The 24,032-nt window shown below is 54.5% G+C and carries 19 protein-coding genes; 13 read left to right on the top strand and 6 right to left on the bottom strand.

The features are described from left to right. Positions 1–12 precede the first annotated feature (12 nt). Complete coding sequence (locus CNE01S_RS09315) at positions 13–2,790, bottom strand: flavocytochrome c (RefSeq protein ID WP_061275401.1); 2,778 nt, start codon at positions 2,788–2,790, stop codon at positions 13–15. Positions 2,791–3,434: 644 nt separating this feature from the next. Here CNE01S_RS09315 and CNE01S_RS09310 point away from each other — a divergent pair. Further along, entirely contained in the window at positions 3,435–4,946 is a 1,512-nt protein-coding gene (locus CNE01S_RS09310; protein WP_045781556.1) for an anion permease, read from the top strand. A gap of 47 nt (positions 4,947–4,993) precedes the next feature. Here CNE01S_RS09310 and CNE01S_RS09305 read toward each other — a convergent pair whose 3' ends face one another. Both CNE01S_RS09305 and CNE01S_RS09300 read right to left on the bottom strand, forming a co-directional pair. Next, positions 4,994–6,319, bottom strand: a complete 1,326-nt coding sequence (locus CNE01S_RS09305; RefSeq protein WP_061275399.1) for a J domain-containing protein — start codon at positions 6,317–6,319, stop codon at positions 4,994–4,996. 2 nt (positions 6,320–6,321) lie between these two features. Next, positions 6,322–8,022 (bottom strand): molecular chaperone HscC, encoded by a 1,701-nt coding sequence (locus tag CNE01S_RS09300; RefSeq protein WP_061275398.1) that lies wholly within the window; start codon positions 8,020–8,022, stop codon positions 6,322–6,324. A gap of 542 nt (positions 8,023–8,564) precedes the next feature. Here CNE01S_RS09300 and cyoA point away from each other — a divergent pair. From cyoA to CNE01S_RS09270, 6 genes are all read left to right on the top strand, one after another. After that, positions 8,565–9,527 carry a cytochrome o ubiquinol oxidase subunit II gene (gene cyoA, locus CNE01S_RS09295; RefSeq protein WP_045781553.1) on the top strand — a complete coding sequence of 321 codons (963 nt, stop codon included), beginning with the start codon at positions 8,565–8,567 and terminating at the stop codon, positions 9,525–9,527. A gap of 19 nt (positions 9,528–9,546) precedes the next feature. After that, positions 9,547–11,538, top strand: a complete 1,992-nt coding sequence (gene cyoB, locus CNE01S_RS09290; RefSeq protein ID WP_061275396.1) for a cytochrome o ubiquinol oxidase subunit I — start codon at positions 9,547–9,549, stop codon at positions 11,536–11,538. Next, complete coding sequence (locus tag CNE01S_RS09285) at positions 11,528–12,136, top strand: cytochrome o ubiquinol oxidase subunit III (protein ID WP_061275394.1); 609 nt, start codon at positions 11,528–11,530, stop codon at positions 12,134–12,136. Before cyoB ends, CNE01S_RS09285 begins: the two co-directional genes overlap by 11 nt. After that, the gene (locus tag CNE01S_RS09280; RefSeq protein ID WP_045781551.1) at positions 12,136–12,465 is read left to right on the top strand and encodes a cytochrome o ubiquinol oxidase subunit IV; all 330 of its coding nucleotides are present in this window, start codon (positions 12,136–12,138) and stop codon (positions 12,463–12,465) included. The genes CNE01S_RS09285 and CNE01S_RS09280 overlap by 1 nt, the downstream gene beginning before the upstream one ends. A gap of 11 nt (positions 12,466–12,476) precedes the next feature. Further along, the gene (cyoE, locus tag CNE01S_RS09275) at positions 12,477–13,364 is read left to right on the top strand and encodes a heme o synthase (RefSeq protein WP_008454592.1); all 888 of its coding nucleotides are present in this window, start codon (positions 12,477–12,479) and stop codon (positions 13,362–13,364) included. Positions 13,365–13,511: 147 nt separating this feature from the next. Next, a complete protein-coding gene (locus CNE01S_RS09270; RefSeq protein WP_061275392.1) occupies positions 13,512–14,876 on the top strand; it encodes an MFS transporter in 1,365 nt (454 codons plus the stop codon). Between the two features lie 15 nt (positions 14,877–14,891). On the opposite strand, the gene CNE01S_RS09265 is transcribed toward CNE01S_RS09270, so the two are convergent. After that, a complete protein-coding gene (locus CNE01S_RS09265; RefSeq protein ID WP_008454581.1) occupies positions 14,892–15,383 on the bottom strand; it encodes a YajQ family cyclic di-GMP-binding protein in 492 nt (163 codons plus the stop codon). A 140-nt stretch (positions 15,384–15,523) separates the two neighbouring features. Here CNE01S_RS09265 and panE point away from each other — a divergent pair, with 140 nt between their 5' ends. Both panE and yajL read left to right on the top strand, forming a co-directional pair. After that, complete coding sequence (gene panE / locus CNE01S_RS09260; protein ID WP_061275390.1) at positions 15,524–16,441, top strand: 2-dehydropantoate 2-reductase; 918 nt, start codon at positions 15,524–15,526, stop codon at positions 16,439–16,441. Beyond that, on the top strand, positions 16,401–16,997 hold the full coding sequence (yajL, locus tag CNE01S_RS09255) for a protein deglycase YajL (protein WP_008454578.1): 597 nt from the start codon (positions 16,401–16,403) through the stop codon (positions 16,995–16,997). Before panE ends, yajL begins: the two co-directional genes overlap by 41 nt. Before the next feature lie 96 nt (positions 16,998–17,093). Here the strand turns inward: yajL and thiI are convergent, their stop codons facing one another. Further along, on the bottom strand, positions 17,094–18,542 hold the full coding sequence (gene thiI, locus CNE01S_RS09250) for a tRNA uracil 4-sulfurtransferase ThiI (RefSeq protein WP_061275509.1): 1,449 nt from the start codon (positions 18,540–18,542) through the stop codon (positions 17,094–17,096). A gap of 221 nt (positions 18,543–18,763) precedes the next feature. On the opposite strand from thiI, the gene xseB reads away from it, so the two are divergent. The 4 genes from xseB (at position 18,764) to CNE01S_RS09230 (ending at position 22,957) form a co-directional block, all read left to right on the top strand. Then, entirely contained in the window at positions 18,764–19,006 is a 243-nt protein-coding gene (xseB, locus tag CNE01S_RS09245) for an exodeoxyribonuclease VII small subunit (protein WP_061275388.1), read from the top strand. Position 19,007: 1 nt separating this feature from the next. Continuing rightward, complete coding sequence (gene ispA / locus CNE01S_RS09240) at positions 19,008–19,907, top strand: (2E,6E)-farnesyl diphosphate synthase (RefSeq protein ID WP_061275386.1); 900 nt, start codon at positions 19,008–19,010, stop codon at positions 19,905–19,907. Between the two features lie 29 nt (positions 19,908–19,936). Next, positions 19,937–21,799 (top strand): 1-deoxy-D-xylulose-5-phosphate synthase, encoded by a 1,863-nt coding sequence (gene dxs / locus CNE01S_RS09235; RefSeq protein WP_061275383.1) that lies wholly within the window; start codon positions 19,937–19,939, stop codon positions 21,797–21,799. A 183-nt stretch (positions 21,800–21,982) separates the two neighbouring features. Beyond that, the gene (locus CNE01S_RS09230) at positions 21,983–22,957 is read left to right on the top strand and encodes an aldo/keto reductase (RefSeq protein ID WP_061275381.1); all 975 of its coding nucleotides are present in this window, start codon (positions 21,983–21,985) and stop codon (positions 22,955–22,957) included. A gap of 90 nt (positions 22,958–23,047) precedes the next feature. Here the strand turns inward: CNE01S_RS09230 and thiL are convergent, their stop codons facing one another. Continuing rightward, complete coding sequence (gene thiL, locus CNE01S_RS09225) at positions 23,048–24,019, bottom strand: thiamine-phosphate kinase (RefSeq protein WP_061275379.1); 972 nt, start codon at positions 24,017–24,019, stop codon at positions 23,048–23,050. Between the last annotated feature and the right edge of the window lie 13 nt (positions 24,020–24,032).

Genomic DNA, 24,032 nt, shown 5'->3' with positions numbered 1-24,032 from the left:
TTTTTTATCGCCTTAAGTCAGCGCGTGTGCCGCCGCGTTTTGCCCGGCGAGCGTACCGAAGATGATGATATCGGCGACCGCGTTACCGCCGATGCGGTTGGCACCGTGAATACCGCCCACCACTTCACCCGCAGCCCAGACGCCCTGAATCACCTGATGCTGTTCGGTTACCACTTCTGCGCTGGTGTTAATAGTGACACCGCCCATCGTGTGGTGAACCCCCGGCGCAATGCGGATCGCGTAGTAAGGCCCGGTGTCCAGCGGGAAACGCATCCCGGTGGTACGCCCAAAGTCCTCGTCCTTTTTCTGTTTCACAAAGCCGTTGTAGCGATCCAGCGTTTGCTGCAGCGCGTGAGCATCCATATTCAGCTTCACCGCCAGCTCTTCCGCCGTTGAGGCGCTTATCACAAACCCGCGGGCAATGTATTCATCCGCCGCTTTGTTGTTCTGGCGTACCTGCTCATCAAACAGGATCCAGGCGCTCTTTTCAGGCAGGGCGATGATCTCCGCCGAAACCTTGTCACGCGTTTCCAGTTCGTTGAAGAAACGCTGCCCTTCCTGGCTAACCAGGATAGCCCCGCCGCCGCGAATGGACTCGGAGATCAGATAAGAAGTGGTTTGCTCCACGGTCGGGTGGATCTGGATCTGATCCATGTCCACCGTACCTGCGCCGATCTTCTCCAGCAGAGCGATACCGCTCCCGGTTGCACCTTTATGGTTGGTGGTCACAAAGCCTTTCAGCTCAGGACGGTAGTGGACCACCATTTTACGGTTGGCGCTGAAGCCGCCGGTGGCCACAACGACGCTTTTCGCCAGCAGAATATGGTGTTCGTTATATTCGTTAGCGACTTTAACCCCGGTTACCACGCCGTTTTCATGCAGGATCTCTTCCACGGTGGTATCCAGCAGAACGTCAATGCTGCGCTGGTTAACGTTGTTCACCAGACCACTGATTAAGAAGCCGCCTACCGCCGAACGATCTGCAGGACGGTGGGTACGATCGATGCTCATCCCGCCGGTGATGGTGATGTCGTTCAGAACGATATCCAGGCTTGCCAGCCAGTCAATGGCGCCAGGCGCGCGCTCGACGAACTCTTTCAGCAACTCGGTATTGTTTCTGAACTTACCGCCTTTCAGCGTCTCATCGTAGAACAGCTCTTTGCTGTCTTTGATGCCCTTCATCGCCTGGAAGCGAGTTTCCGCGGCGTTCATGCCCACGGAGGCTTTAATGGTGTTCCCGCCGATGGTTGGCATCTTCTCAATAATCACCACGCGGGCGCCGGCATCAGAGGCACGAATCGCCGCCGCCAGGCCTGCACCGCCGCTGCCGATTACCGCCACGTCGTAGCTTTGCGGCGCGTCCGGATTGCCGCCTTCTTCGATAACGTGCTCTTTGCTGGAGGTAGTCATCGCGCGTGATACCGCTTTCTTCAGGGCCTCACTTTGCGCCGTTGCCCCGGTCACCGCATCAACATACGGGCTGTTGGCCACCAGCATGCGAGAACGCAGGATCTCGAAGCTTGGAGTGAAATCAACATCCACCGAATCATCCTGCACCAGGGTAATGTCGGTGATACGGTCAGTGTCGAGGGTGACGCTGATTTTGAGTTTGAGCGCTTCGGCCTCCACTTTTTCCTGGAAGACCCCGGCTTTGTATTTGCGGCCAGTGGTGCTGGTGTCGCGGATCATGGCATCGACCAGCGAGAAGCGCCAAAGCGGCTCGGGGATCAACAACTCTTCGCGCCTGGTGCTGTCGATGAACAGATCCAGCGTTTCGTTTTTCAGGATGCGATCGGCCCAGTCCGGATAGGCAATACAGGCTTTACCGACGGCAATCAGGTCGTAACCCAGGCCCAGCGCTTCTTCGGCATCGCTGCGGTTAACAACCCCACCCACCCCGATAACCGGCACTTTCGCCAGCGTTTCAGAACGCATGGTCAGATACTTGTTGATCAGCATAGTCGGGTCTTTAGTATCGACTATCGAAGCGCGCTTGAAATAGCCCACGGAGAAGTGAAGGTAATCCACGCCCCTTTCCGCCAGCTTTTCCAGCAGGTACATGGTGTCGTCAAAGCGAATGCCCGGTACCTCAATCTCTTCCGGCGAGAAGCGGTAACCGATAATAAAGGAAGCATCGGCGAAGCGGCTGGCCATTTTGTGGGTGATTTCGAGCACTTCCAGCGGGAAGCGAGCGCGGTTGTCGCGGCTACCGCCCCATTTATCGTCACGCTGGTTGGAGTTTGGTGAATAGAACTGCTGGATCAGGTAGGTGTTTGCACCGTGGATCTCCACACCGTCAAACCCGGCTTTAATGGCACGGTTCACGGCGTCACCAAATTTGGTGATCATCACATCCACTTCTTCAGCGGTCAGGGCTTCTGGCGTCGTGGCCCCTTCACGCGGCGCGGCAATGGCGCTTGGCGCGACGGGCTTCTTGCCGCCAATCAGCTCCGGCTCAACCATTCGGCCGCCGTGATAAATCTGGAGAATGGCTTTAGAACCCCGGGATTTAATTGCGCTGGCAATTCGCGCCAGGCCAGGAATTTTGTTGTCACTGTCGATAGCCAGCGCGCCGGGGAAAGCGGGGCCTTTAGGATCGATAAAGCAGCATTCGACGATAACGGTGCCGATGGTACCCGCACGTTCGCGGTAATACTCAACCAAATCACTCGGCACGCTACCGTCGTAAAAACCGGTACAGGTGGTCATAGGCGCCATGATCAGGCGGTTTTTCAGCACCGCGCCGTTGGGCAAGGTGAGTGGCTTCAGGATCGGAGTTTTGGAGTTCATTCTTTATCATTCCAGCAGGTGAGGTCGACATTGTCCGGCACTCAATGAATAGCCCCGGCAGGCAACACAATTATCAGGGAGTAACGTAATTTGAATTAGGGAACAGAAACGGCAATTTTGCGGAATATATTTTTCGAATGTTAGTCAACGCCTTAAAAAAAGCAAATACAAATAATAACCATAAATAACAAAAGGTTTATATCGCTTTGCTTATGCTGAATAGTCGGTGGCAATCAACGAAGCGGCTTATTTACATCAGGTTACGATTTGATCTTTAACCACCTAAAGACTATGGATATAAATGATGCGAATTTTTTAGTTAAATAAAAACGTTGGCTTTTTGCTATACAGAAACCAAAATCAAATACCTGGCACGGCCAATAGGAACGCAAAAGAAGGGATAATCCCCCATTGTTTCAGTATGATGAAGGATTAAAGAAACAATCGCTTATCACTCAATAAATATAAGGTTATATGGGGGCTGGGATCGGGTGCGATGAGCGGTCAGATTTGCACCGGTTAAAAAAACTATCATGAATGCATAAAATTCTGCCTATAAAAGATGAGGTGGAAATAAAAGTCGGGAAACAGGTTTTGCAGGGAATATTAATCGAATTCATCATGATAACTCTAAGGCACAGGCTATGACTAACACCTCAACAATAAGCGCGACAGCGAAAGCACCGCCTCCAGATGCGGGGAATAAAAAGCGCTTGATACTGCTATTTTTACCGATCCTGATCAGCATCATTATATTATTGCTTCCGGTTCCTGCGGGGCTAGAACCCTATGCATGGCACTTCTTTGCCGTTTTCGTCGGCGTGATTGTCGGGCTGATCTTCGAACCGTTACCTGGGGCAGTTATCGGGCTGACGGGCATCGTGGTTATTGCGCTGTTCAGCCAGTGGCTGTTGTTCAGCCCGGCCGAGCTGGCTGATCCTAAATTTAAGCTTGCCAGCCAGTCCTTCCAGTGGGCGGTCAGCGGCTTTAGCAACTCCACCGTGTGGTTGATCTTCGGCGCCTTTATGTTTGCCGCTGGCTACGACAAAACGCAGTTTGGCCGTCGACTGGCGCTGATTCTGGTGAAGTATCTGGGCCGACGCAGCCTGACGCTGGGCTACGCAATAACTTTCGCCGACCTGCTGCTCGCCCCGTTCACGCCGTCTAACACCGCACGCAGCGGGGGTACCATCTACCCGATTATTGCCAACCTGCCGCCGCTTTATGGCTCTCTGCCGAACGATCCAAGCTCGCGCAGAATTGGCTCTTACCTGATGTGGGTCGCAATCAGCGCCGCCTGTATCACCAGCTCGATGTTCCTCTCCGCGCTGGCACCAAACCTGCTGGCGCTGGCGTTGGTGAAAAGCATCATTGGCTTCGAGATCTCCTGGGGGATGTGGTTCCTGGCCTTCCTGCCGCTGGGCGTGCTGCTGATCCTTACCATGCCGCTGCTGGCCTACTGGTTCTATCCGCCGGAAGTGAAGGTGAATGACGAAGTGCCGAAATGGGCCGCCGCAGAGCTGGAAAAACTGGGCAAACTGTCGCGCAACGAAATCCTGCTGCTGCTGTTCGTGTGTAGCGCCCTGCTGATGTGGATTTTTGCCGCCGCGTGGATTGAGCCAGCGATGGCTGCCCTGCTGGTTATCATCCTGATGCTGTGGACCGGCGTGCTGAACTGGAACGACATTATCAGCAATAAACCAGCCTGGAATACCTTTGCCTGGTTTGCCACCCTGGTGGCGCTGGCCGATGGTCTGGCACGCGTGGGCTTTATCGCCTGGCTGGGGAAAGAAGGTGCCGCCCTGCTGCACGGCTTCGACCCACAGGTATCGGCGGTGATGCTGCTGGTGGCGTTCTACCTGCTGCACTATCTTTTTGCCAGCACCACGGCGCACACCACCGCCCTGCTGCCAGCGACCCTGACCATTGCCGCGTCTATTCCGGGGATTAATATGCCGGTCTTCTGCCTGATGATGGTGACGTCACTGGGCGTGATGGGGATCATTACTCCGTACGGCACCGGCCCAAGCCCGATTTACTACGGTAGCGGCTACCTGCCAACCAAAGACTACTGGCGAATGGGCACCATCTTTGGCGCCATCTTCCTGTGTTCGCTGATGCTTATCAGCTATCCGTGGATGGTGCTGATGTTCTGATGCACGGCGCTTGATGTGAAAGCCCCCGGCGTATACCGGGGGCTTTTTTATTTTATGAAATAGACCATTTCGATAATGATGCCGTAAAGCATGGGCAGCAATATCGCAGCCAGCACATTAACCAACGGCGGAAGGTCGCGAATGACTTTGACAGGGAAAACGATAATAGTCTTCACAATGCTCTGCGGAAGCGTCCTCCAGCGGCTACGTTTTTCCCACAGAGTAAAACCCAGTGGAACCAGCAAAATAGCCGCCACCATCAGCACACGCGTCAGACCTGAACTGGCTTTGTTATCTAAGTAATACAAGTGATGGAACAGTTTATAAAAGGGGGAAAACAGAATAACTAACGAAATCAGCCAAAAGTAGGACTCAACCCTCTCTAATCGCCCCGGGTGCTGCCTACAAAGGCGCATTAAAGCCGGATATCCCCAGAGATAGAGAGCCACAACCCCCAACATAGCCACGGCATGCGCGGCCATTTTCAACGACTCATGACCCGGTAACCAGGCCGTATACCCCCAGAAAACCACGGTAATAATGGTTTCCCAACTGAGCACCAGTCTGGGTTTATCAACCGCCTCGAGCAGGGCAGGGTTAAGCCGCTCCTGTAATAAAGGAAACCGCTGCCGCACCTCGATAACCTGATTTCTTAATTGCTGAATAAAATCCGGTACCAGCCACGCCCACCAGGGGATGCCGGCACCCTTTTCTGTTAACAATCGCCATTTAAGTTGGGCCAGCATACCGCCATCGTATTGCCGGCTCAGAATTAACCAGTAGTTTTCTTGCTCGGTATTGGCAATCTGGACGTCGAGAGCATGTATCAGCCAGTCAGGCAGTTGAGATGAGCGGTAGTTATCAATCTGCCAGCCCATAATCGAAGAGACTTCATTCAACAGGCTGCGGTAAAGCCAGGGCTGCTCGCTGAGCGCTTCGGCAAGCATCAGACTAAAAGTTTTCCCGGCCGTCAGTGAATCGGGAATCTCTTGCTCAAGGTAGTGGTGTAACTCGCCAAAACCCGTGGTTTCATCCCTGAGTAACAGCGCGGCGAACACCTGCGCCTGCTGCCAGAGTTCATTTCTATTCCAGCCTTCCTCCGACACTTCAGCTTGTGTAGAAGGCGGGGTGTCTTCCTCAATAAACTCAGGGCCAGGCTCATCGACTAACACGGTATCCCGCGCGTCTATCCAGAGCGTTTCTCGCGTAGAACTGGCATAGCGTTTGGCACTATCAAACGCCTCGCGCAACGCCTGAAAGCCCTGCGGATCTTTGTCCGGCCGTCGCAGCTTTAACTCGCGGGCATAAGCGCGACGAATTTCACGTTCATCCGTTGTGGGCTCAATGCCCAGCACATCCCATATCGTCGCCATGTTTACAGTCCGTCGTTAAGCTGGTCTAGCACCCGACGCAGTTCGTCCCGCGCGGCGGCAATAATTCGCAGGTCCTGGCGGTCCAGCGCTTGTTCAAATTGCGTGGCGTAATGATCGATAATCTGGCGTCTGTCTCCCAGCGTCTGCTCATAGCGTTTTGACGCCTCGGCAGCCAGCTGGCGGTTTTCGGGCACATCACGAGGATGCTGTTTAAGGGCATCAAGCTGTTTTAAACGCTTCGCAATTTCCTCGGCGCTGAGCGTGCCCGGCGCTTTTTCAATCACCATTGTCGAGGCGCTTTGCTCGCCGCTAATCTTGCATTCCACTTCCAGAATGCCGTCGAGGGTATAGGTGAAGCGTACATCCACGCTCACCTCTCCCGCTTTGCGCGTCGGGATCTTAATCGACATGCTATCCAGCAGCAGGTTGTCGCTGACTTTGCGCGATTCCCCCTGGTAGACCTCAATATCTATCTGCCGCTGGTTGTCGTTCATGGTGCTGAAGGTCTGCATCACGCTTACCGGCACAAAAGCATTACGCTCGATCAGCGGCGAGAAAAAGCCTTCTTCGACTCTGTCGCCGTTTCGACGCGATACGGCAATACCCAGTGAGTAAGGCATGACGTCGGTAAGCACCACGTCGTCCAGGGCTTTGTCTTCTGCAATAAGCCCGGCCTGAACGCCAGCCCCCAGCGCCACAACTTCATCGGGATTCAGTTCATTACGCGGGAAGCGACCAAACATTCGGGTCACCAACTGGCGTACCAGAGGCATTCGCGTTGCGCCGCCCACCAGAATAACGTGATCGAGTTGCGCAACGTCGAATTGCGCATCCTGCAGCGCCTGAACAACCGGTTTTTTCAGGCGGGACAGCAGCGCGCCGCAGCACTTCTGGAAAGTCTCTTCGTTGAGATCCCAGCTAAATTCTTCCCCTGCATGAACCAGCTTCGCGCTGGCTCTGTCCTGACTGCTGAGCTGCTGTTTCAGGGATTCGGCCTGGCGGGTCAGGTCAGCGGCAAGCTCTGGGTTATCCAGCGTCAGCTGGGGATAGCAGCTCAGCATCCACTGGCGCAGGGCTTCGGTAAAATCATCGCCGCCAAGCCAGGCATCGCCGCTGCTGGCACGAACTTCAATCACGCCCTCGAACATATCCACGATGGAAACATCAAATGTACCGCCGCCTAAGTCGAAGATCAGGAATTTTTGCTCGCGGCTGTCGGCTAATCCGTAGGCCAGTGCTGCCGCAGTAGGCTCGTTTAAGAGGCGTTCAACCTCGAGTCCGGCCATTTGCCCTGCGGCTTTAACTGCTTTGCGCTGGGAGTCATTGAAATAAGCCGGAACGGTAATAGCCGCACGCGTGACTTCACAACCAAGCGCAACTTCGGCATCGGCTTTTAATTTTCGCAGCACTAATGCGGAAAGCTCTTCGGCACGAAATGACTGTTTGCCGAGGGTGAAAACTTTCTCGGTGCCCATATAGCGCTTAAAACTGGCAACCGTCAGATGAGGATGGCTAACCAGTCGAGCCTTTGCCGCCTCGCCTACCAGCAGATGCCCTTCATCATCAAGCCCAACAACGGAAGGCGTTAAGCGCTCACCTTTTTGGCCTAAAGCCAGCGTCGCTGCGCCCTCGCTGAACCAGGAGACTGCGCTATTGGAGGTGCCAAGATCGATGCCAATAATGGGTGATACGTGTCCTGTCATTACCTTATCCCTGTGAAGAGTGATGGATATTCAGCGCCCTCAATCCCGCCGTATTCATCGATGTTTGTCATTAAGATGAAGTAATTAATACCGGATAGTTACTTTTATTGTCTATTAATTACTCAGGTCGTTAAGTGTTACCGTCGAGGACTATTTATCGTAATTAAATACAGTTTTCTTTAATTACTTTGTTCAATAAGCATTAAAAGATTATCCTTAACGATTCAGCCCGGTGAGAAATTAATATTTGTTGGTAATATGTGACAAATGATGCCGCATTGTTAATTAAATGTATTTCAATTTGGCTGGTTATACTCATTTCCCCGGACTATTTCCGCCAACATAGGTTTTCGTTATAACCTGCGGCCCCCACGCACCAACGCTAGATTTTACAGTTTGTTGCATTCTGTGTGACATCGTAGGCAGAACCCAGTAACACCCTACTGACACTGAGCCATTCATGTTTACAGTAATGTAACCTTCCCGTAAAATGCCGGCACACTTTAAACGACAATAGAGCTCCCTGGAATTGAGGTCGTTAAATGAGACTCAGGAAATACAATAAAAGTTTGGGATGGTTGTCATTAATCGCAGGCGCATTTTTACTCAGTGGCTGTGATTCTGCACTCCTGGATCCCAAAGGACAGATCGGACTGGAACAACGTTCACTGATACTGACGGCCATCGGCCTGATGTTGATTGTCGTTATCCCTGCAATTGCAATGGCTATCGGTTTTGCCTGGAAATATCGGGCATCCAACAAGGACGCCAAATACAGCCCTAACTGGTCGCACTCGAACAAAGTGGAAGCTGTAGTCTGGACGATTCCTATCCTTATCGTTATCTTCCTCGCGGTACTGACCTGGAAAACCACTCACTCTCTTGAACCTAGCCGCCCGCTGGAACATGAAGCCAAGCCGGTGACCATCGAAGTTATCGCCATGGACTGGAAATGGTTCTTCATCTATCCGGAGCAGGGTATCGCAACGGTGAATGAAATCGCCTTCCCGGCCAATACCCCAGTGGAATTCAAAATCACCTCTAACTCGGTGATGAACTCCTTCTTTATTCCGCGCCTGGGTAGCCAAATCTACGCAATGGCAGGCATGCAGACCAAACTGCACCTGATTGCAGATGAAGCCGGCACCTACGACGGTATTTCGTCAAACTACAGCGGTAAAGGTTTCTCCGGCATGAAGTTCAAGGCTATCGCCACGCCGGACATGGACACCTTCAACCAATGGGTTGCTAAAGCGAAACAGTCTCCAGAAGCCATGAACGATATGGCGACCTACGAGAAACTGGCCGCGCCAAGCGAATACAACAAAGTCGAATACTTCTCCAGTGTTAAACCTGATTTGTTTAAAGACGTTATTAACAAATTTATGGGACACGGGAGCATGCACATGGCCAAGCCGGAAGGTGAACAGGCTTCCCATGACGATATGAAAGGCATGGAAGGTATGGAAGGCATGGACATGAGTCACGCGGAAACCTCTCACTAAGGGGCCGAGGAATAATACGATGTTCGGAAAACTTACACTGGATGCAATCCCGTACCATGAGCCAATTGTCATGGTTACGGTTGCGGCAATCATCGTCGGGGGACTGGCGCTGCTTGCGGCTATCACTTACTTCGGTAAGTGGGAATATTTATGGAAAGAGTGGCTAACCTCCGTTGACCACAAACGCCTTGGCGTAATGTACGTTATCGTCGCTATCGTCATGCTGCTGCGCGGCTTTGCCGATGCGGTCATGATGCGTAGCCAGCAGGTGCTCGCCTCCGCGGGCGAAGCAGGCTTCCTGCCGCCTCACCACTACGATCAGATCTTTACCGCCCACGGCGTTATCATGATCTTCTTCGTGGCGATGCCTTTTGTTATCGGCCTGATGAACCTGGTTGTGCCGTTGCAGATTGGCGCACGTGACGTTGCCTTCCCATTCCTGAACAACCTGAGCTTCTGGTTCACCGTTGTCGGCGTGGTGCTGGTTAACCTGTCACTGGGCGTGGGCGAGTTCGCACAGACCGGTTGGGTAGCTTATCCACCGCTATCGGGAATTGAGTACAGTCCGGGCGTCGGGGTCGATTACTGGATCTGGAGTCTCCAGCTGTCCGGTATCGGTACGACACTGACAGGTATTAACTTCTTCGTGACCATTCTGAACATGCGTACCCCAGGTATGACTATGTTCAAAATGCCGGTGTTCACCTGGGCTTCGCTGTGTACTAACGTACTGATTATCGCCGCGTTCCCAATCTTCACCGTGACCGTCGCACTGCTGACCCTTGACCGCTACCTTGGCACCCATTTCTTTACCAACGATATGGGTGGCAACATGATGATGTACATCAACCTCATCTGGGCATGGGGCCACCCGGAAGTTTATATCCTGGTGCTGCCGGTGTTTGGCGTGTTCTCTGAGGTGGTTGCAACCTTCTCTAAAAAGCGTCTGTTTGGTTACACCTCTCTGGTGTGGGCGACCATCGCGATTACCGTTCTGTCGTTCATCGTTTGGCTGCACCACTTCTTCACCATGGGCAGCGGTGCGAACGTAAACGCCTTCTTCGGTATTGCCACCATGATTATCGCCATCCCGACCGGGGTGAAGATCTTCAACTGGCTGTTCACCATGTATCAGGGCCGCATCGTCTTTAACTCTGCGATGCTGTGGACCATTGGCTTCATCGTCACCTTCTCTATCGGTGGGATGACCGGTGTTCTGCTGGCGGTGCCGGGCGCGGACTTCGTGCTGCACAACAGCCTGTTCCTGATCGCGCACTTCCACAACGTTATCATCGGCGGCGTGGTCTTCGGTTGCTTCGCAGGTCTGACCTACTGGTGGCCAAAAGCGTTCGGCTTCACGCTGAACGAAACCTGGGGCAAACGCGCCTTCTGGTTCTGGATTATCGGTTTCTTCGTGGCATTTATGCCGCTGTACGTGCTGGGCTTCATGGGCATGACCCGTCGTCTGAGCCAGCAGATCGATCCACAGTTCCACACCCTGCTGGTTGTTGCAGCCTGTGGTGCAGCGCTGATCGCTCTGGGCATTCTGTGCCAGCTGATTCAGTTCTACGTCTCTATCCGTGACCGCGAGCAGAACCGCGATCTGACCGGTGACCCATGGGGTGGCCGTACGCTGGAGTGGGCAACCTCTTCTCCGCCTCCGTTCTATAACTTCGCCCACCTGCCACACGTTCACGAGCGTGATGCATTCTGGGAGATGAAAGAGAAAGGTGAAGCGTACAAACAGCCTGCGCACTATGAAGAGATTCATATGCCGCGCAACAGCGCAGCCGGTATCATCATCGCTGCATTCAGCACCGTGTTTGGCTTTGCCATGATCTGGCACATCTGGTGGCTGGCGATTGTTGGCTTTGCCGGCATCGTTATCACCTGGATTGCGAAAAGCTTCGACGAAGATGTGGATTACTATGTTCCGGTGGCTGAAGTCGAAAAACTGGAAAATCAGCATTTCGAAGAACTCACCAAAGCAGGGCTGAAAAATGGCAACTGAGACTGTAAATAACGCCCACGCCGCGGAGCACGGGCACCACGATGCAGGAACCAATAAAGTCTTTGGTTTCTGGATCTACCTGATGAGCGACTGCATTCTGTTCTGTTGCTTGTTCGCGACCTATGCCGTTCTGGTGAACGGCACCGCAGGTGGCCCGGCAGGGAAAGACATCTTCGAACTGCCGTTCGTGGCCGTTGAAACCGCCCTGCTGCTGGTGAGCTCCATCACCTACGGCATGGCGATCATCGCCATGAACAAAGGCAACAAAAGCCAGGTTATCTCCTGGCTGGCGCTGACCTTCCTGTGCGGTGCGGGCTTCGTTGCGATGGAAATCTATGAATTCCATCACCTGATCAAAGAAGGCTTCGGCCCGGATCGCAGCGGCTTCCTGTCAGCGTTCTTCGCGCTGGTTGGCACCCACGGTCTGCACGTGACTTCCGGTCTGGTGTGGATGGCATTCATGATGATTCATGTTTCCCGTCGCGGCCTGACCAGCACCAACCGTGCGCGTCTGATGTGCCTGAGCCTGTTCTGGCACTTCCTTGACGTGGTTTGGATCTGCGTATTCTCTGTAGTCTATCTGATGGGGGCGATGTAATGAGTCATTCAACTGAACACAGCGGCGCCCACCACGGTAGCGTGAAGACCTACATGACAGGTTTTATCCTGTCTATCATCCTGACGGCTATCCCGTTCTGGATTGTCATGGAAGGCACGGCCTCTCACGGCACTATGCTTGCCGTGATCCTGGTGACTGCAGTTGTCCAGATTCTGGTGCACCTTGTGTGCTTCCTGCATCTGAACACCTCTTCGAGTGAGCGCTGGAACCTGGTGGCCTTTGCCTTTACGGTGCTGATTATTGCCATTCTGGTGGTCGGCTCGATCTGGATTATGTGGAACCTCAACCTGAACATGATGGTTCACTAAGAGCGGCATGTATGATTAAGCAATACCTGCAAGTAACGAAACCAGGAATTATTTTCGGTAATTTAATTTCTGTCATTGGGGGATTTTTACTGGCCTCGAAGGGCAGCATTAATTACCCACTGTTCCTCTATACGCTGGTTGGCGTATCACTGGTGGTCGCATCGGGTTGTGTCTATAACAACTTTATCGACCGCGATATCGACCAGAAGATGGAGAGAACGAAGAATCGGGTGCTGGTTAAGGGCCTGATTTCACCGAAAATTTCGCTGGTGTACGCCACCGTGTTGGGTATTGCTGGCTTCATGCTGCTGTGGTTTGGTGCTAACCCGCTGGCGATGTGGCTGGCCGTAATGGGCTTCGTGGTGTATGTCGGGGTGTATAGCCTCTACATGAAACGCCACTCGGTCTACGGCACGCTCATCGGCAGCCTGTCCGGCGCGGCTCCTCCGGTTATCGGCTACTGCGCCGTGACCAACGAGTTCGACACCGGCGCCGCTATCCTGCTGGCTATCTTTAGCCTGTGGCAGATGCCGCACTCCTACGCGATTGCCATCTTCCGCTTTAAAGATTACCAGGCCGCCAACATCCCGGTTCTGCCGGTGGTAAAAGGCATTTCCGTCGCCAAGAACCATATAACGCTGTACATCATCGCTTTTGCGGTGGCAACGTTGATGCTTTCTCTGGGCGGTTATGCCGGATACAAATACCTGATCGTCGCCGCGGCGGTCAGCGTCTGGTGGCTGGGCATGGCGCTGCGGGGCTATAAAGTGGAAGACGATAAAGTTTGGGCGCGCAAGCTGTTCATCTTCTCTATCGTGGCCATTACCTCGTTGAGCGTCATGATGTCGGTCGATTTTATGGTGCCAGACTCACATAATCTGCTGACTTACGTCTGGTAAGTCGCGAAAAGCATAAAAGGGCACCTCGGTGCCCTTTTTTATCAGTATCATCAAAGCACCCGCCCTGTAATATCTGTTAAATAACTAACGATTTACCCTCCCCTGCCCTCGCACTACACTAAGGCCGACTTTTTATCTGAGGTGGTAATGAACGATTACAAAATGACGCCCGTCGAGCTGCGTGCGACGTGGGGTTTAGGCACCGTCTTTTCCCTGCGCATGCTGGGCATGTTTATGGTACTGCCGGTTCTTACCACCTGGGGTATGGCGCTGCAGGGCGCAAGTGAAGCGCTGATTGGCCTTGCTATTGGCATCTATGGCCTCGCGCAGGCCGTCTTCCAGATCCCGTTTGGCCTGCTTTCTGACCGTATTGGCCGCAAGCCGCTGATCGTCGGTGGGCTGGCTATCTTTGTGCTCGGCAGCGTTATTGCCGCCCTAAGCGACTCCATTTGGGGCGTAATTTTAGGCCGTGCGCTGCAGGGCTCTGGCGCAATCGCCGCCGCTGTCATGGCGTTACTCTCCGATCTAACACGTGAACAGAACCGCACCAAAGCGATGGCTTTTATCGGCGTCAGCTTCGGCGTGACGTTCGCTATCGCGATGGTGCTCGGCCCGATAATTACTCAGGCGCTTGGCCTGCAGGCGCTGTTCTGGATGATTGCCGTCTTAGCCACCTGCGGCATTCTGATTACGATTTGGCTGGTCCCGAATACCGAAACGCACGTGCTAAACCGCGAGTCGGGGATGGTCAAAGGCTGCTTCCGCAAAGTGATGATGGAGCCGAAGCTGCTGAAGCTGAATTTCGGCATCATGTGCCTGCATATCATGCTGATGTCCACCTTTGTCGCCCTGCCGGGCCAGCTTGAGCAGGCCGGTTTCCCAGCAGCTCAGCACTGGAAAGTGTACCTTTGCACCATGCTGATTTCGTTTGTTTCGGTGGTGCCGTTTATCATCTATGCCGAAGTTAAACGCCGCATGAAGCACGTGTTTGTTGGCTGCGTAGCGGTCCTGCTAATTGCCGAGATCGTGCTTTGGGGCGCCGGCCCGCATTTCTGGGATTTGGTGATTGGCGTGCAGCTGTTCTTCCTGGCATTTAACCTGATGGAAGCCATTCTGCCCTCGCTTATCAGCAAAGAATCCCCGGCGGGCTACAAAGGCACCGCAATGGGTATCTACTCCACCAGCCAGTTTATCGGCGTGGCTATCGGCGGGTCGCTCGGCGGCTGGCTTAACGGGCTGTTTGATTCACAAACCGTCTTCCTGGCGGGCGCGGTGCTCGCAATGGTCTGGCTATTCGTCAGTTGGACAATGCAGGAGCCGCCGTACGTCAGTAGCCTGCGTATTGAGCTACCGGAAAGCAGCGTGAATGACGAGAATTTACGGGAAAGACTGCTGGCTCAGCCAGGCGTTAGCGAAGCGAACATCATTCCGGAAGAACGCAGCGCGTATGTGAAAATCGACAGCAAGCTGACGAACAGATATGAAATTGAGCAGGTGGTGAAAGGGGCGTAAACGCCCCTCAAATCGTCAGTCGCGGAAGTTCTTAAACTGGAACGGCTGCCCCAGATTACCGCCACGAATCAGCGCCATCACGGCCTGTAAATCATCGCGAGCTTTACCCGTCACGCGGATCTCTTCGCCCTGGATCTGGGTCTGAACCTTTAGCTTGCTGTCTTTAATCAGCTTAATGATTTTCTTAGCAACGCTTGCTTCAATACCCTGTTTCAGCTTAGCTTCCACGCTCCAGGTTTTGCCGCTGTGAACAAACTCCTCAGGCACATCAATAGAGCTGCCTTCGATGCCGCGCTTCAGCAGCTTGGCGCGCAGGATGTCCAGCAGCTGGTTTACCTGGAAGTCAGATTCGCTGGCGACTTTAATGGTCTGATTTTTTTCATTCAGCTCAAAGCTCGCCGGCACGTTACGGAAGTCAAAACGGGTCGCCAGCTCGCGCTCGGCGTTCTCTACCGCGTTGTTCACTTCCTGCAGGTCGATTTCAGAAACGATATCAAAAGATGGCATGTGTTTTCTCCCTCTCTGGTTTGCGTTGCATAATACCCGCTGGGCTGCGCAAAACAACCTGTTAAAGAGCCGGAAAGCCGATAACGCTATAATAGAAAGTAAGTTTAGCATTCGCGTAGTGAGCGAATGGGGAGGCAATAATGAAAATTACCGTGCTGGGTTGCGGTGCGCTGGGTCAGCTCTGGTTGACCGCACTTCACAAGCAAGGGCATGAGCTTCAGGGCTGGCTGCGTGTGCCGCAGCCGTATTGCCACGTCAATCTGCTCGATCACACCGATGGCAGCGTCTTTAACGAGTCCTTCACGGCTAACGATCCCGAATTTCTCGCGACCAGCGATCTCCTGTTAGTGACGCTTAAGGCGTGGCAGGTTTCCGATGCCGTGCGCACGCTTGCCACCCAGCTACCTTCAAGCTGCCCGATATTGCTGCTGCATAACGGGATGGGAACGCTGGATGAGCTAAGCGGGCTGCCCCAACCGTTGTTGCTCGGGTTAACCACTCAGGCGGCAAAAAGAGACGGGAATGTGATTGTTCACGTCGCTTCCGGCATCACCCACATCGGCCCAGGTAACGCTAAAGCCAGCGACTACAGCTACCTTGCAGATATGCTGCATGCCGCGCTGCCGGACGTCGCATGGCACAATAATATCCAGCCGGCGAGCTGGAACAAACTTGCGGTAAACTGCGTAATTAACCCACTGACCGCGCTGTACGACTGTTCTAACGGCGAACTGAAAAACCACGCAGAAGAAATTGCCAGCATTTGTGAAGAAGTCGCGCAGGTAATGACGCGTGAGGGCCACCATACCTCGCCCGAAAGCCTGTTAGATTATGTCGGGCAGGTCATTGAAAGCACGGCAGAAAACACCTCATCGATGCTGCAGGACATCCGCCTGGAGCGCCACACGGAAATTGACTATATCACCGGCTATCTGCTGCGCAGAGCGAGAGCTCACGGCGTCCCTGTGCCGGTGAATGCCCGCCTCTATGAGCAGGTTAAACGTAAGGAGAATGAATATGAGCGCACAAGCGCTGGTCTGCCTGGCACCTGGCACTGAAGAGACCGAAGCGGTCACCACTATTGACCTGCTGGTTCGCGCCGGAATCAAGGTGACGACGGCAAGCGTAGCCCCCGACGGCGACCTGAAAATTGTTTGCTCACGCGGCGTGAAATTACTGGCGGATGCGCCTCTGGTTGAAGTGGCCGATGGAGACTTCGACATCGTGGTGCTCCCCGGCGGCCTGAAAGGTGCCGAATGCTTCCGCGATAGCCCGCTGTTGGTTGAGACCGTGCGTCAGTTTCATCTATCTGGCCGTATTGTGGCGGCGATTTGCGCGGCTGCCGGGACGGTGCTGGTCCCGCACGAGCTGTTCCCGATAGGCAACATGACCGGTTTTCCAGGCCTGAAGGACACGATTCCCGAAGGACAATGGCAGGACAAACGCGTTGTCTGGGACCCACGAGTTAATCTGCTCACCAGCCAGGGGCCGGGAACCGCGATTGATTTTGCGTTGAAGATTATCGACCTGCTGGTGAGCCGCGAGAAGGCTCATGAAGTGTCGCAGCAGCTGGTGCTGGCGGCAGGGATTTATAGCTTCAGGGATTATCAGTAATAGCCCCTCACCCTAACCCTCTCCCCAAAGGGGCGAGGGAACCAGAACGGTGTTCCTCTCCCTTTTAGGGAGAGGGCCGGGGTGAGGGTCAGTCCTTTACGGGCGGTACACCTTAATATTCTTAAAGCCCTGCTCGCTCAGGTACAGCGCCTGCAGGCGGCTCATCACGCCACGCTCACACCACAGGAGGTAGGTTTTGCTCTGGTCGAGATCGCCAAACTTAGTGCTCAGCTTGTAGAACGGCAGCGCCACAACCTCAACGCCTTCCTGCATAAAAGGTTTCTCGTCCACTTCGTCGTTAGAACGGATGTCCAGCAGCACTTCGTTTGGCCCAAACGCTTTAACCGTTTCGACTTCCACCACTTCCTGCTGGGTCTGGGTCGCAATATCGCGAATATCGATATTGGTCGCTTCCGCAACCACGCGATCCAGAATAGAGAAGTCGAACTTCTGCTCTTCTTCTTCAATCTTCGCCTTCACCGCTTTTACGGTTGGGCTTTTCGAGATTACGCCACAGTACTCCGGCATGGTGCGGGCAAAATCCGCGGTACCGATTTCGCGCGCCAGATCGATGATGTGCTCTTTATCGTGAGAGATCAGCGGACGCAGAATCAGCGTATCGGAAACGTTATCGATCAGGCGCAGGTTGGTCAGCGTCTGGCTGGACACCTGGCCTAACGCTTCGCCGGTCACCAGAGCCTGAACGCCATAGCGCTCGGCAACCTGGGAGGCGGCACGCACAAACATACGTTTCAGCACCACGCCCATCTGGCCATCTTCCACTTTCTCGAGGATCTCGCCGACCACTGGCTCAAAGTTGATCGCGACGAAGCGCACGCGGTGAGAGCTGCCGAAGCGGTTCCACAGGTAGTGAGCCACCTGCTTAACGCCGATTTCGTGCGCGGCACCGCCAAGGTTAAAGAAGCAGTAATGCACGCGGCAGCCGCGGCGCATCAGCATATAGCTGGAAACGCCGGAGTCAAAACCACCGGAAATCAGCGACAGTACGTCTTCCTGAGTTCCGATAGGGAAACCGCCGATGCCTTCATAGCGGCCTTTAACCAGCAGCAGGCGATCGTTTTCGATCTCAAGGTTAACCGTCACGTCCGGATCGTTGAGCTTAACGCGCGCGGATTCGATGTGCTGATTCAGGCCGCCGCCAACGTAGCGCTCAACTTCAATGGAGCTAAATTCATGTTTCCCACGGCGTTTGACGCGCACGCAGAAGCTTTTGCCTTCCAGCTTGTCGCGGTACAGTTCCAGCGCCTGCTCAAAGATATTGTGCATGTCGGTGTACGGCACATCTTCAACTTCAAGAATGTGGTGGATACCCGGAATGCGGGTCAGCGCTTCACGAATGGTGATACGCTGGTTTTCATCTTTGGCGCGAACTTCAATGTTGTCCCAGTGGCGAACAACCGCCAGGCTCTCATCGTAGTGTTTTAAAACGTTACGAATATTCCCGGTGAGCATCTTAATAAAGCGAATGCGCACAGATTGGCTCTTGATGGTGATTTCCGGGAACAATTTAATGATAAACTTCATGGCGGTAAGGGTTCGTTTAGTCAGCCGGGCTGACTGCGCAGCACGCGGGCATAAAAAGAAGTACTTGCAGCGGCGTAATGCCACCTGCATCCGAGGCGCGGAAGTATACCACCATCCCACAAAGACTGCGCACCTTAACCGACTTGCACGAGCCTGCTTGATAATCACATTGACTCCGCTACCATGTCGGCGTCGAATAAAAACAGAGTCAGACATTCACCATGCCGAAAAAAACCGAATCTCCGGCCAGCTTCGAAACCGCACTGGTCGAACTGGAACAAATAGTTACTCGTCTGGAAAGCGGCGATCTCGCCCTTGAAGAGGCGTTAAACGAATTTGAGCGCGGCGTGCAGCTGGCTCGCCAGGGGCAAGTGAAACTCCAGCAGGCAGAGCAGCGCGTACAGATCTTACTGAGCGACAGCGAAGACGCCCCTCTGACTCCCTTTAGCCCGGACGCCGAGTAATATGGATTTTAATCAACAGCTTCAGGCCCATGTTGTGCGGGTTAACGACGCTATTGCGCGTTTTCTGGCGCCACTGCCGTTTCAGAACAGTCCACTGGTTGAAGCGATGCACTATGGCGCACTATTGGGCGGCAAGCGCCTGCGTCCATTCCTGGTGTACGCCACCGGCGAAATGTTTGGCGTAGCGGACGAAGCGCTGGATGCACCAGCCGCTGCCGTGGAATGTATTCACGCTTACTCCCTGATCCACGATGATTTACCGGCGATGGACAACGATGATTTACGTCGCGGTCAGCCAACCTGCCACATTAAATTTGGCGAAGAGAACGCCATTCTGGCTGGCGATGCCCTGCAAACGCTGGCATTTTCTATACTGAGTGATGCGCCAATGCCGGGCGTTGAGATTGCCGATCGCTTAGCCATGGTTTCAGAACTGGCAACCGCCAGCGGCGTTGCCGGGATGTGTGGCGGCCAGGCGCTGGATTTAGAAGCCGAAGGCAAGCAAGTAGACCTGGCTTCCCTGGAGCGTATTCACCGCCATAAAACCGGGGCATTGATTCGCGCCGCCGTTCGCCTGGGTGCGCTGAGTGCCGGTGAAGCAGGCCGGAAAGCCCTGCCGATTCTGGATCGCTATGCCGCAAGCATCGGCCTCGCTTTCCAGGTTCAGGATGACATTCTGGACGTGATCGGCGATACAGCCACCCTGGGCAAACGCCAGGGCGCCGACCAGCAGTTGGGCAAAAGTACCTATCCGGCGCTGCTGGGGCTTGAACAGGCGCAGGCAAAAGCGCAGGATCTTTATCAGGAAGCACTGCAGGCTCTGGCCGAGCTTGCTGAGTTGTCGCTGGACACGGCGGCACTGGAAGCGTTAGCCAACTACATTATCCACCGTGATAAATAACGTATAACAACGATGAGTTTAGATTTCTGATGAGTTTTGATATCGCCAAATACCCGACCCTCGCTCTGGTGGATGCCAGCCCGGATCTGCGAGTGCTGCCTAAAGAGAGCTTACCTAAGCTTTGCGATGAGCTGCGCCGTTATCTGCTCGACAGCGTAAGCCGCTCCAGCGGGCACTTTGCCTCCGGCCTCGGCACGGTCGAACTGACCGTGGCGCTGCACTATGTCTATAACACGCCGTTTGATCAACTCATCTGGGACGTAGGCCACCAGGCCTACCCACACAAAATTCTGACCGGCCGCCGCGATAAGATTGGCACCATTCGCCAGAAAGGTGGCCTGCATCCGTTCCCGTGGCGCGCGGAAAGCGAGTACGACGTGCTGAGCGTGGGCCACTCTTCCACCTCCATTAGCGCAGGCATCGGGATCGCCGTTGCTGCAGAAAAGGAAGGGAAAGACCGTAAAACCGTCTGCGTGATCGGCGACGGCGCAATCACCGCCGGTATGGCCTTCGAGGCGATGAACCACGCGGGCGATATTCGCCCGGACATGCTGGTCGTGCTTAACGATAACGAGATGTCGATTTCCGAGAACGTAGGCGCGCTGAACAACCATCTGGCGCAGCTGCTTTCCGGCAAGCTTTATTCGACACTGCGCGAAGGCGGCAAGAAGGTCTTCTCCGGCGTACCACCGATTAAAGAGCTGCTGAAGCGCACCGAAGAACATATCAAAGGCATGGTCGTGCCGGGTACGCTGTTTGAAGAACTCGGCTTTAATTACATCGGCCCAATAGATGGCCATGATGTGATTGGCCTGGTGAATACGCTGAAGAACATGCGCAGCCTGAAAGGCCCGCAGTTCCTGCATATCATGACCAAAAAAGGGCGTGGCTACGCGCCAGCCGAAAAAGATCCGATCAGTTTCCACGCGGTGCCGAAGTTCGATCCTCAGAGCGGAACGCTGCCGAAAAGCACCGGTGGCCTGCCGAGCTACTCGAAGATTTTTGGCAACTGGCTGTGCGAAACCGCAGCCCACGATGACAAGCTGATGGCCATCACCCCGGCCATGCGTGAAGGCTCCGGCATGGTGGAGTTTTCGCGTCAGTATCCTTCCCAGTATTTTGACGTGGCGATTGCCGAGCAGCACGCGGTGACCTTCGCGGCGGGCCTGGCGATCGGCGGCTACAAGCCGGTTGTCGCTATTTACTCCACCTTCCTCCAGCGCGCTTACGACCAGGTGATTCACGACGTGGCCATTCAAAAGCTGCCGGTGATGTTTGCCATCGACCGCGCCGGGATTGTTGGCGCTGACGGCCAGACGCACCAGGGCGCCTTTGATATCTCCTTCCTGCGCTGCATCCCGGACATGGTTATCATGACCCCGAGCGATGAAAACGAATGCCGCCTGATGCTGCATACCGGCTACCACTACAGCGCAGGCCCAAGCGCCGTACGCTATCCACGTGGCACGGGTACCGGCGCAGAGCTGATACCGCTTTCTGAACTGCCGATTGGTAAAGGGATAGTGAAACGCGAAGGCGAAAAAATTGCGCTGCTGAACTTTGGGACTTTGCTGCCTGAAGCCGCCGCCGCCGCCGAAGCGCTGAACGCCACGCTTGTCGATATGCGTTTTGTTAAGCCGCTGGATGAAGCCCTGATTCTGGAGCTTGCTGCAGGCCACGATTCACTGGTAACGATTGAAGAAAACGCCATTATGGGCGGGGCTGGCAGCGGCGTGAACGAAGTGCTGATGGCGCACCGTAAACCAGTTCCCGTACTCAACCTCGGCCTGCCTGATTTCTTCATTCCTCAGGGCACCCAGGAAGAAGCACGCGCCGCGATTGGCCTCGATGCCACCGGGATCGAAGCTAAGATTCGGAGCTGGGTAAGTTAACTTCATCCGTACACTAAATAATTCAATCCACAGCACGACGGCAAGTGAACATATCCCGATGAGCTTACTCAGGTAAGTGATTCGGGTATGAGAGCGCCGCCAACACCGCTGTGGTTTGAAGTATGACGTGTACGGCCTGCTATGCTTTTAGGATAACCCTACAACATAAGCAGGAGCGACATCGTGCAATACACCCCGTTAGGCACCACCGACCTTAAGGTTTCTCGTCTTTGCCTCGGCTGCATGACCTTTGGCGAACCCGATCGCGGCAGCCACGCATGGACGCTCCCCGAAGAGAGCAGCCGGGAAATTATCCGCCACGCGCTGGATAAAGGGATTAACTTCTTCGATACCTCGAATAATTACTCCGACGGCAGCAGCGAAGAGATTTTGGGTCGCGCGCTGCGCGATTTTGCCCGCCGCCAGGACGTTGTGGTTGCCACGAAGGTTTACAACAAAGTTGGCGATTTGCCTCAGGGCCTTTCCCGTCCACAGATCCTGCGTTCGATTGACGACAGCCTGAAACGCCTCGGCACCGACTATGTCGATCTGCTGCAAATCCACCGCTGGGACTACGATACGCCCATTGAAGAGACGCTTGAGGCGCTTAACGATGTGGTTAAGGCCGGTAAAGCACGCTACATCGGCGCCTCTTCAATGCGCAGCGATCAGTTCGCACAGGCCCTGGCTTTGCAGTCTCAGGCAGGCTGGGCGCGCTTTGTTAGCATGCAGGATCATTACAACCTGATTTACCGCGAAGAAGAGCTGGAAATGCTGCCGCTGTGCTACAAAGAAAAAATTGCGGTGATCCCCTGGAGCCCGCTCGCGCGCGGCAAGCTGACTCGTCCGTGGGGAGATACCACGGCAAGATCTGTCTCAGATGAAGTTGGGAAATCGCTGTACCAGACGAATAACGAAAACGACGCGCTTATCGCTGAACGGCTGGCAAACGTCGCGGCCGATAAAGGCGCTTCACGCGCGCAGGTCGCGCTGGCATGGCTGCTCAGCAAACCGGGTATCGCCGCGCCTGTTATCGGCCCATCAAGGCAGGAACAGCTGGATGATTTACTGGGTGCCGTAGATTTAACGCTGAAACCGCAGGAGATTGCCGAGCTGGAGACGCTTTATCAGCGCCATCCCGTGGCGGGATATAAATAATGCCCTCCCCTTGCTGGTCAACGTTATCAGCTGGGGTTTTGCTCCCTCTCCCTTTTAGGGAGAGGGTTGGGTGAGGGTCATGACCATCCATTACGAAAAGTGGTCGTAACCCTTCATCTCAAGCGTCACCGGCTTCCCTTCGCGGGTAAACTGCAGCCCTTCAGACGCAGAAACAATCTGCCCAATGCAGGTATAAGGCACGCCCAGATTGCCGATAGCCACTTCCAGCGCGCCACGGTTTAGCTCCGGCACGGTAAAGCACAGCTCATAGTCTTCGCCGCCGGACATCGCCCATTTCAGGGCCTGCTCTGGTTCGACATGCTCGCGCAACGCTTCGGAATACGGCAGCAAATCGAGATCGATACGAGCCCCGCAGTCGCTGGCCTTCAGGATATGGCCGAGATCGGAAATCAAGCCGTCTGACAGATCGATAGCGCTGTTAGCCAGATCTCGCAGCGCCTGGCCGTGCAAAACACGCGGCGTTGGGCGCAAATGTCGCTTGAGCAGATAATCAGCATGCTGCGCATTCGCAACCTGCAGACGTTGCTGCAAAATTGCCAGGCCAGCCGCGCTGTCACCCGGCGTGCCGGTGACATAAATCCAGTCTCCGGCCTTCGCACCGCTGCGCTTGAGCGCCCGTCCAGCAGGGATCATGCCGTGAATGCCCAACGTCAAGGAAAGTGGGCCACGGGTTGTGTCGCCGCCAATCAGCTGCATATCGTAATAATCCAGCTGCTCGAACAAACTGTCGCTGAATGCCTCCAGCCACGCTTCATCCACTTCAGGGAGTGTTATTGCAAGCGTAAGCCAGGCCGGATCTGCGCCCATTGCGGCCAGATCGCTTAAATTCACCGCCAGTGCTTTGTAGCCCAAATCGCGCGGATCGATATCCGGCAGGAAGTGATTGCCGCTGACCAGCGTATCGGTGCTGATCGCCAGCAGTTGTTTTTCGGGTACCGACAGCAACGCACAGTCGTCGCCAATACCGGCTTCCACATCACGACGAGAACTTGTTACGCGATCGAAGTAACGGGCAATCAGGGAAAACTCACCGCATGCCATGCGTGATACCTCA

Origin of the sequence: Cedecea neteri NBRC 105707 = ATCC 33855 (genome assembly GCF_001571265.1) — a bacterium.
Taxonomy (GTDB): Bacteria; Pseudomonadota; Gammaproteobacteria; order Enterobacterales; family Enterobacteriaceae; genus Cedecea; species Cedecea neteri.
This window is presented reverse-complemented; position numbering and strand designations above follow the sequence as displayed.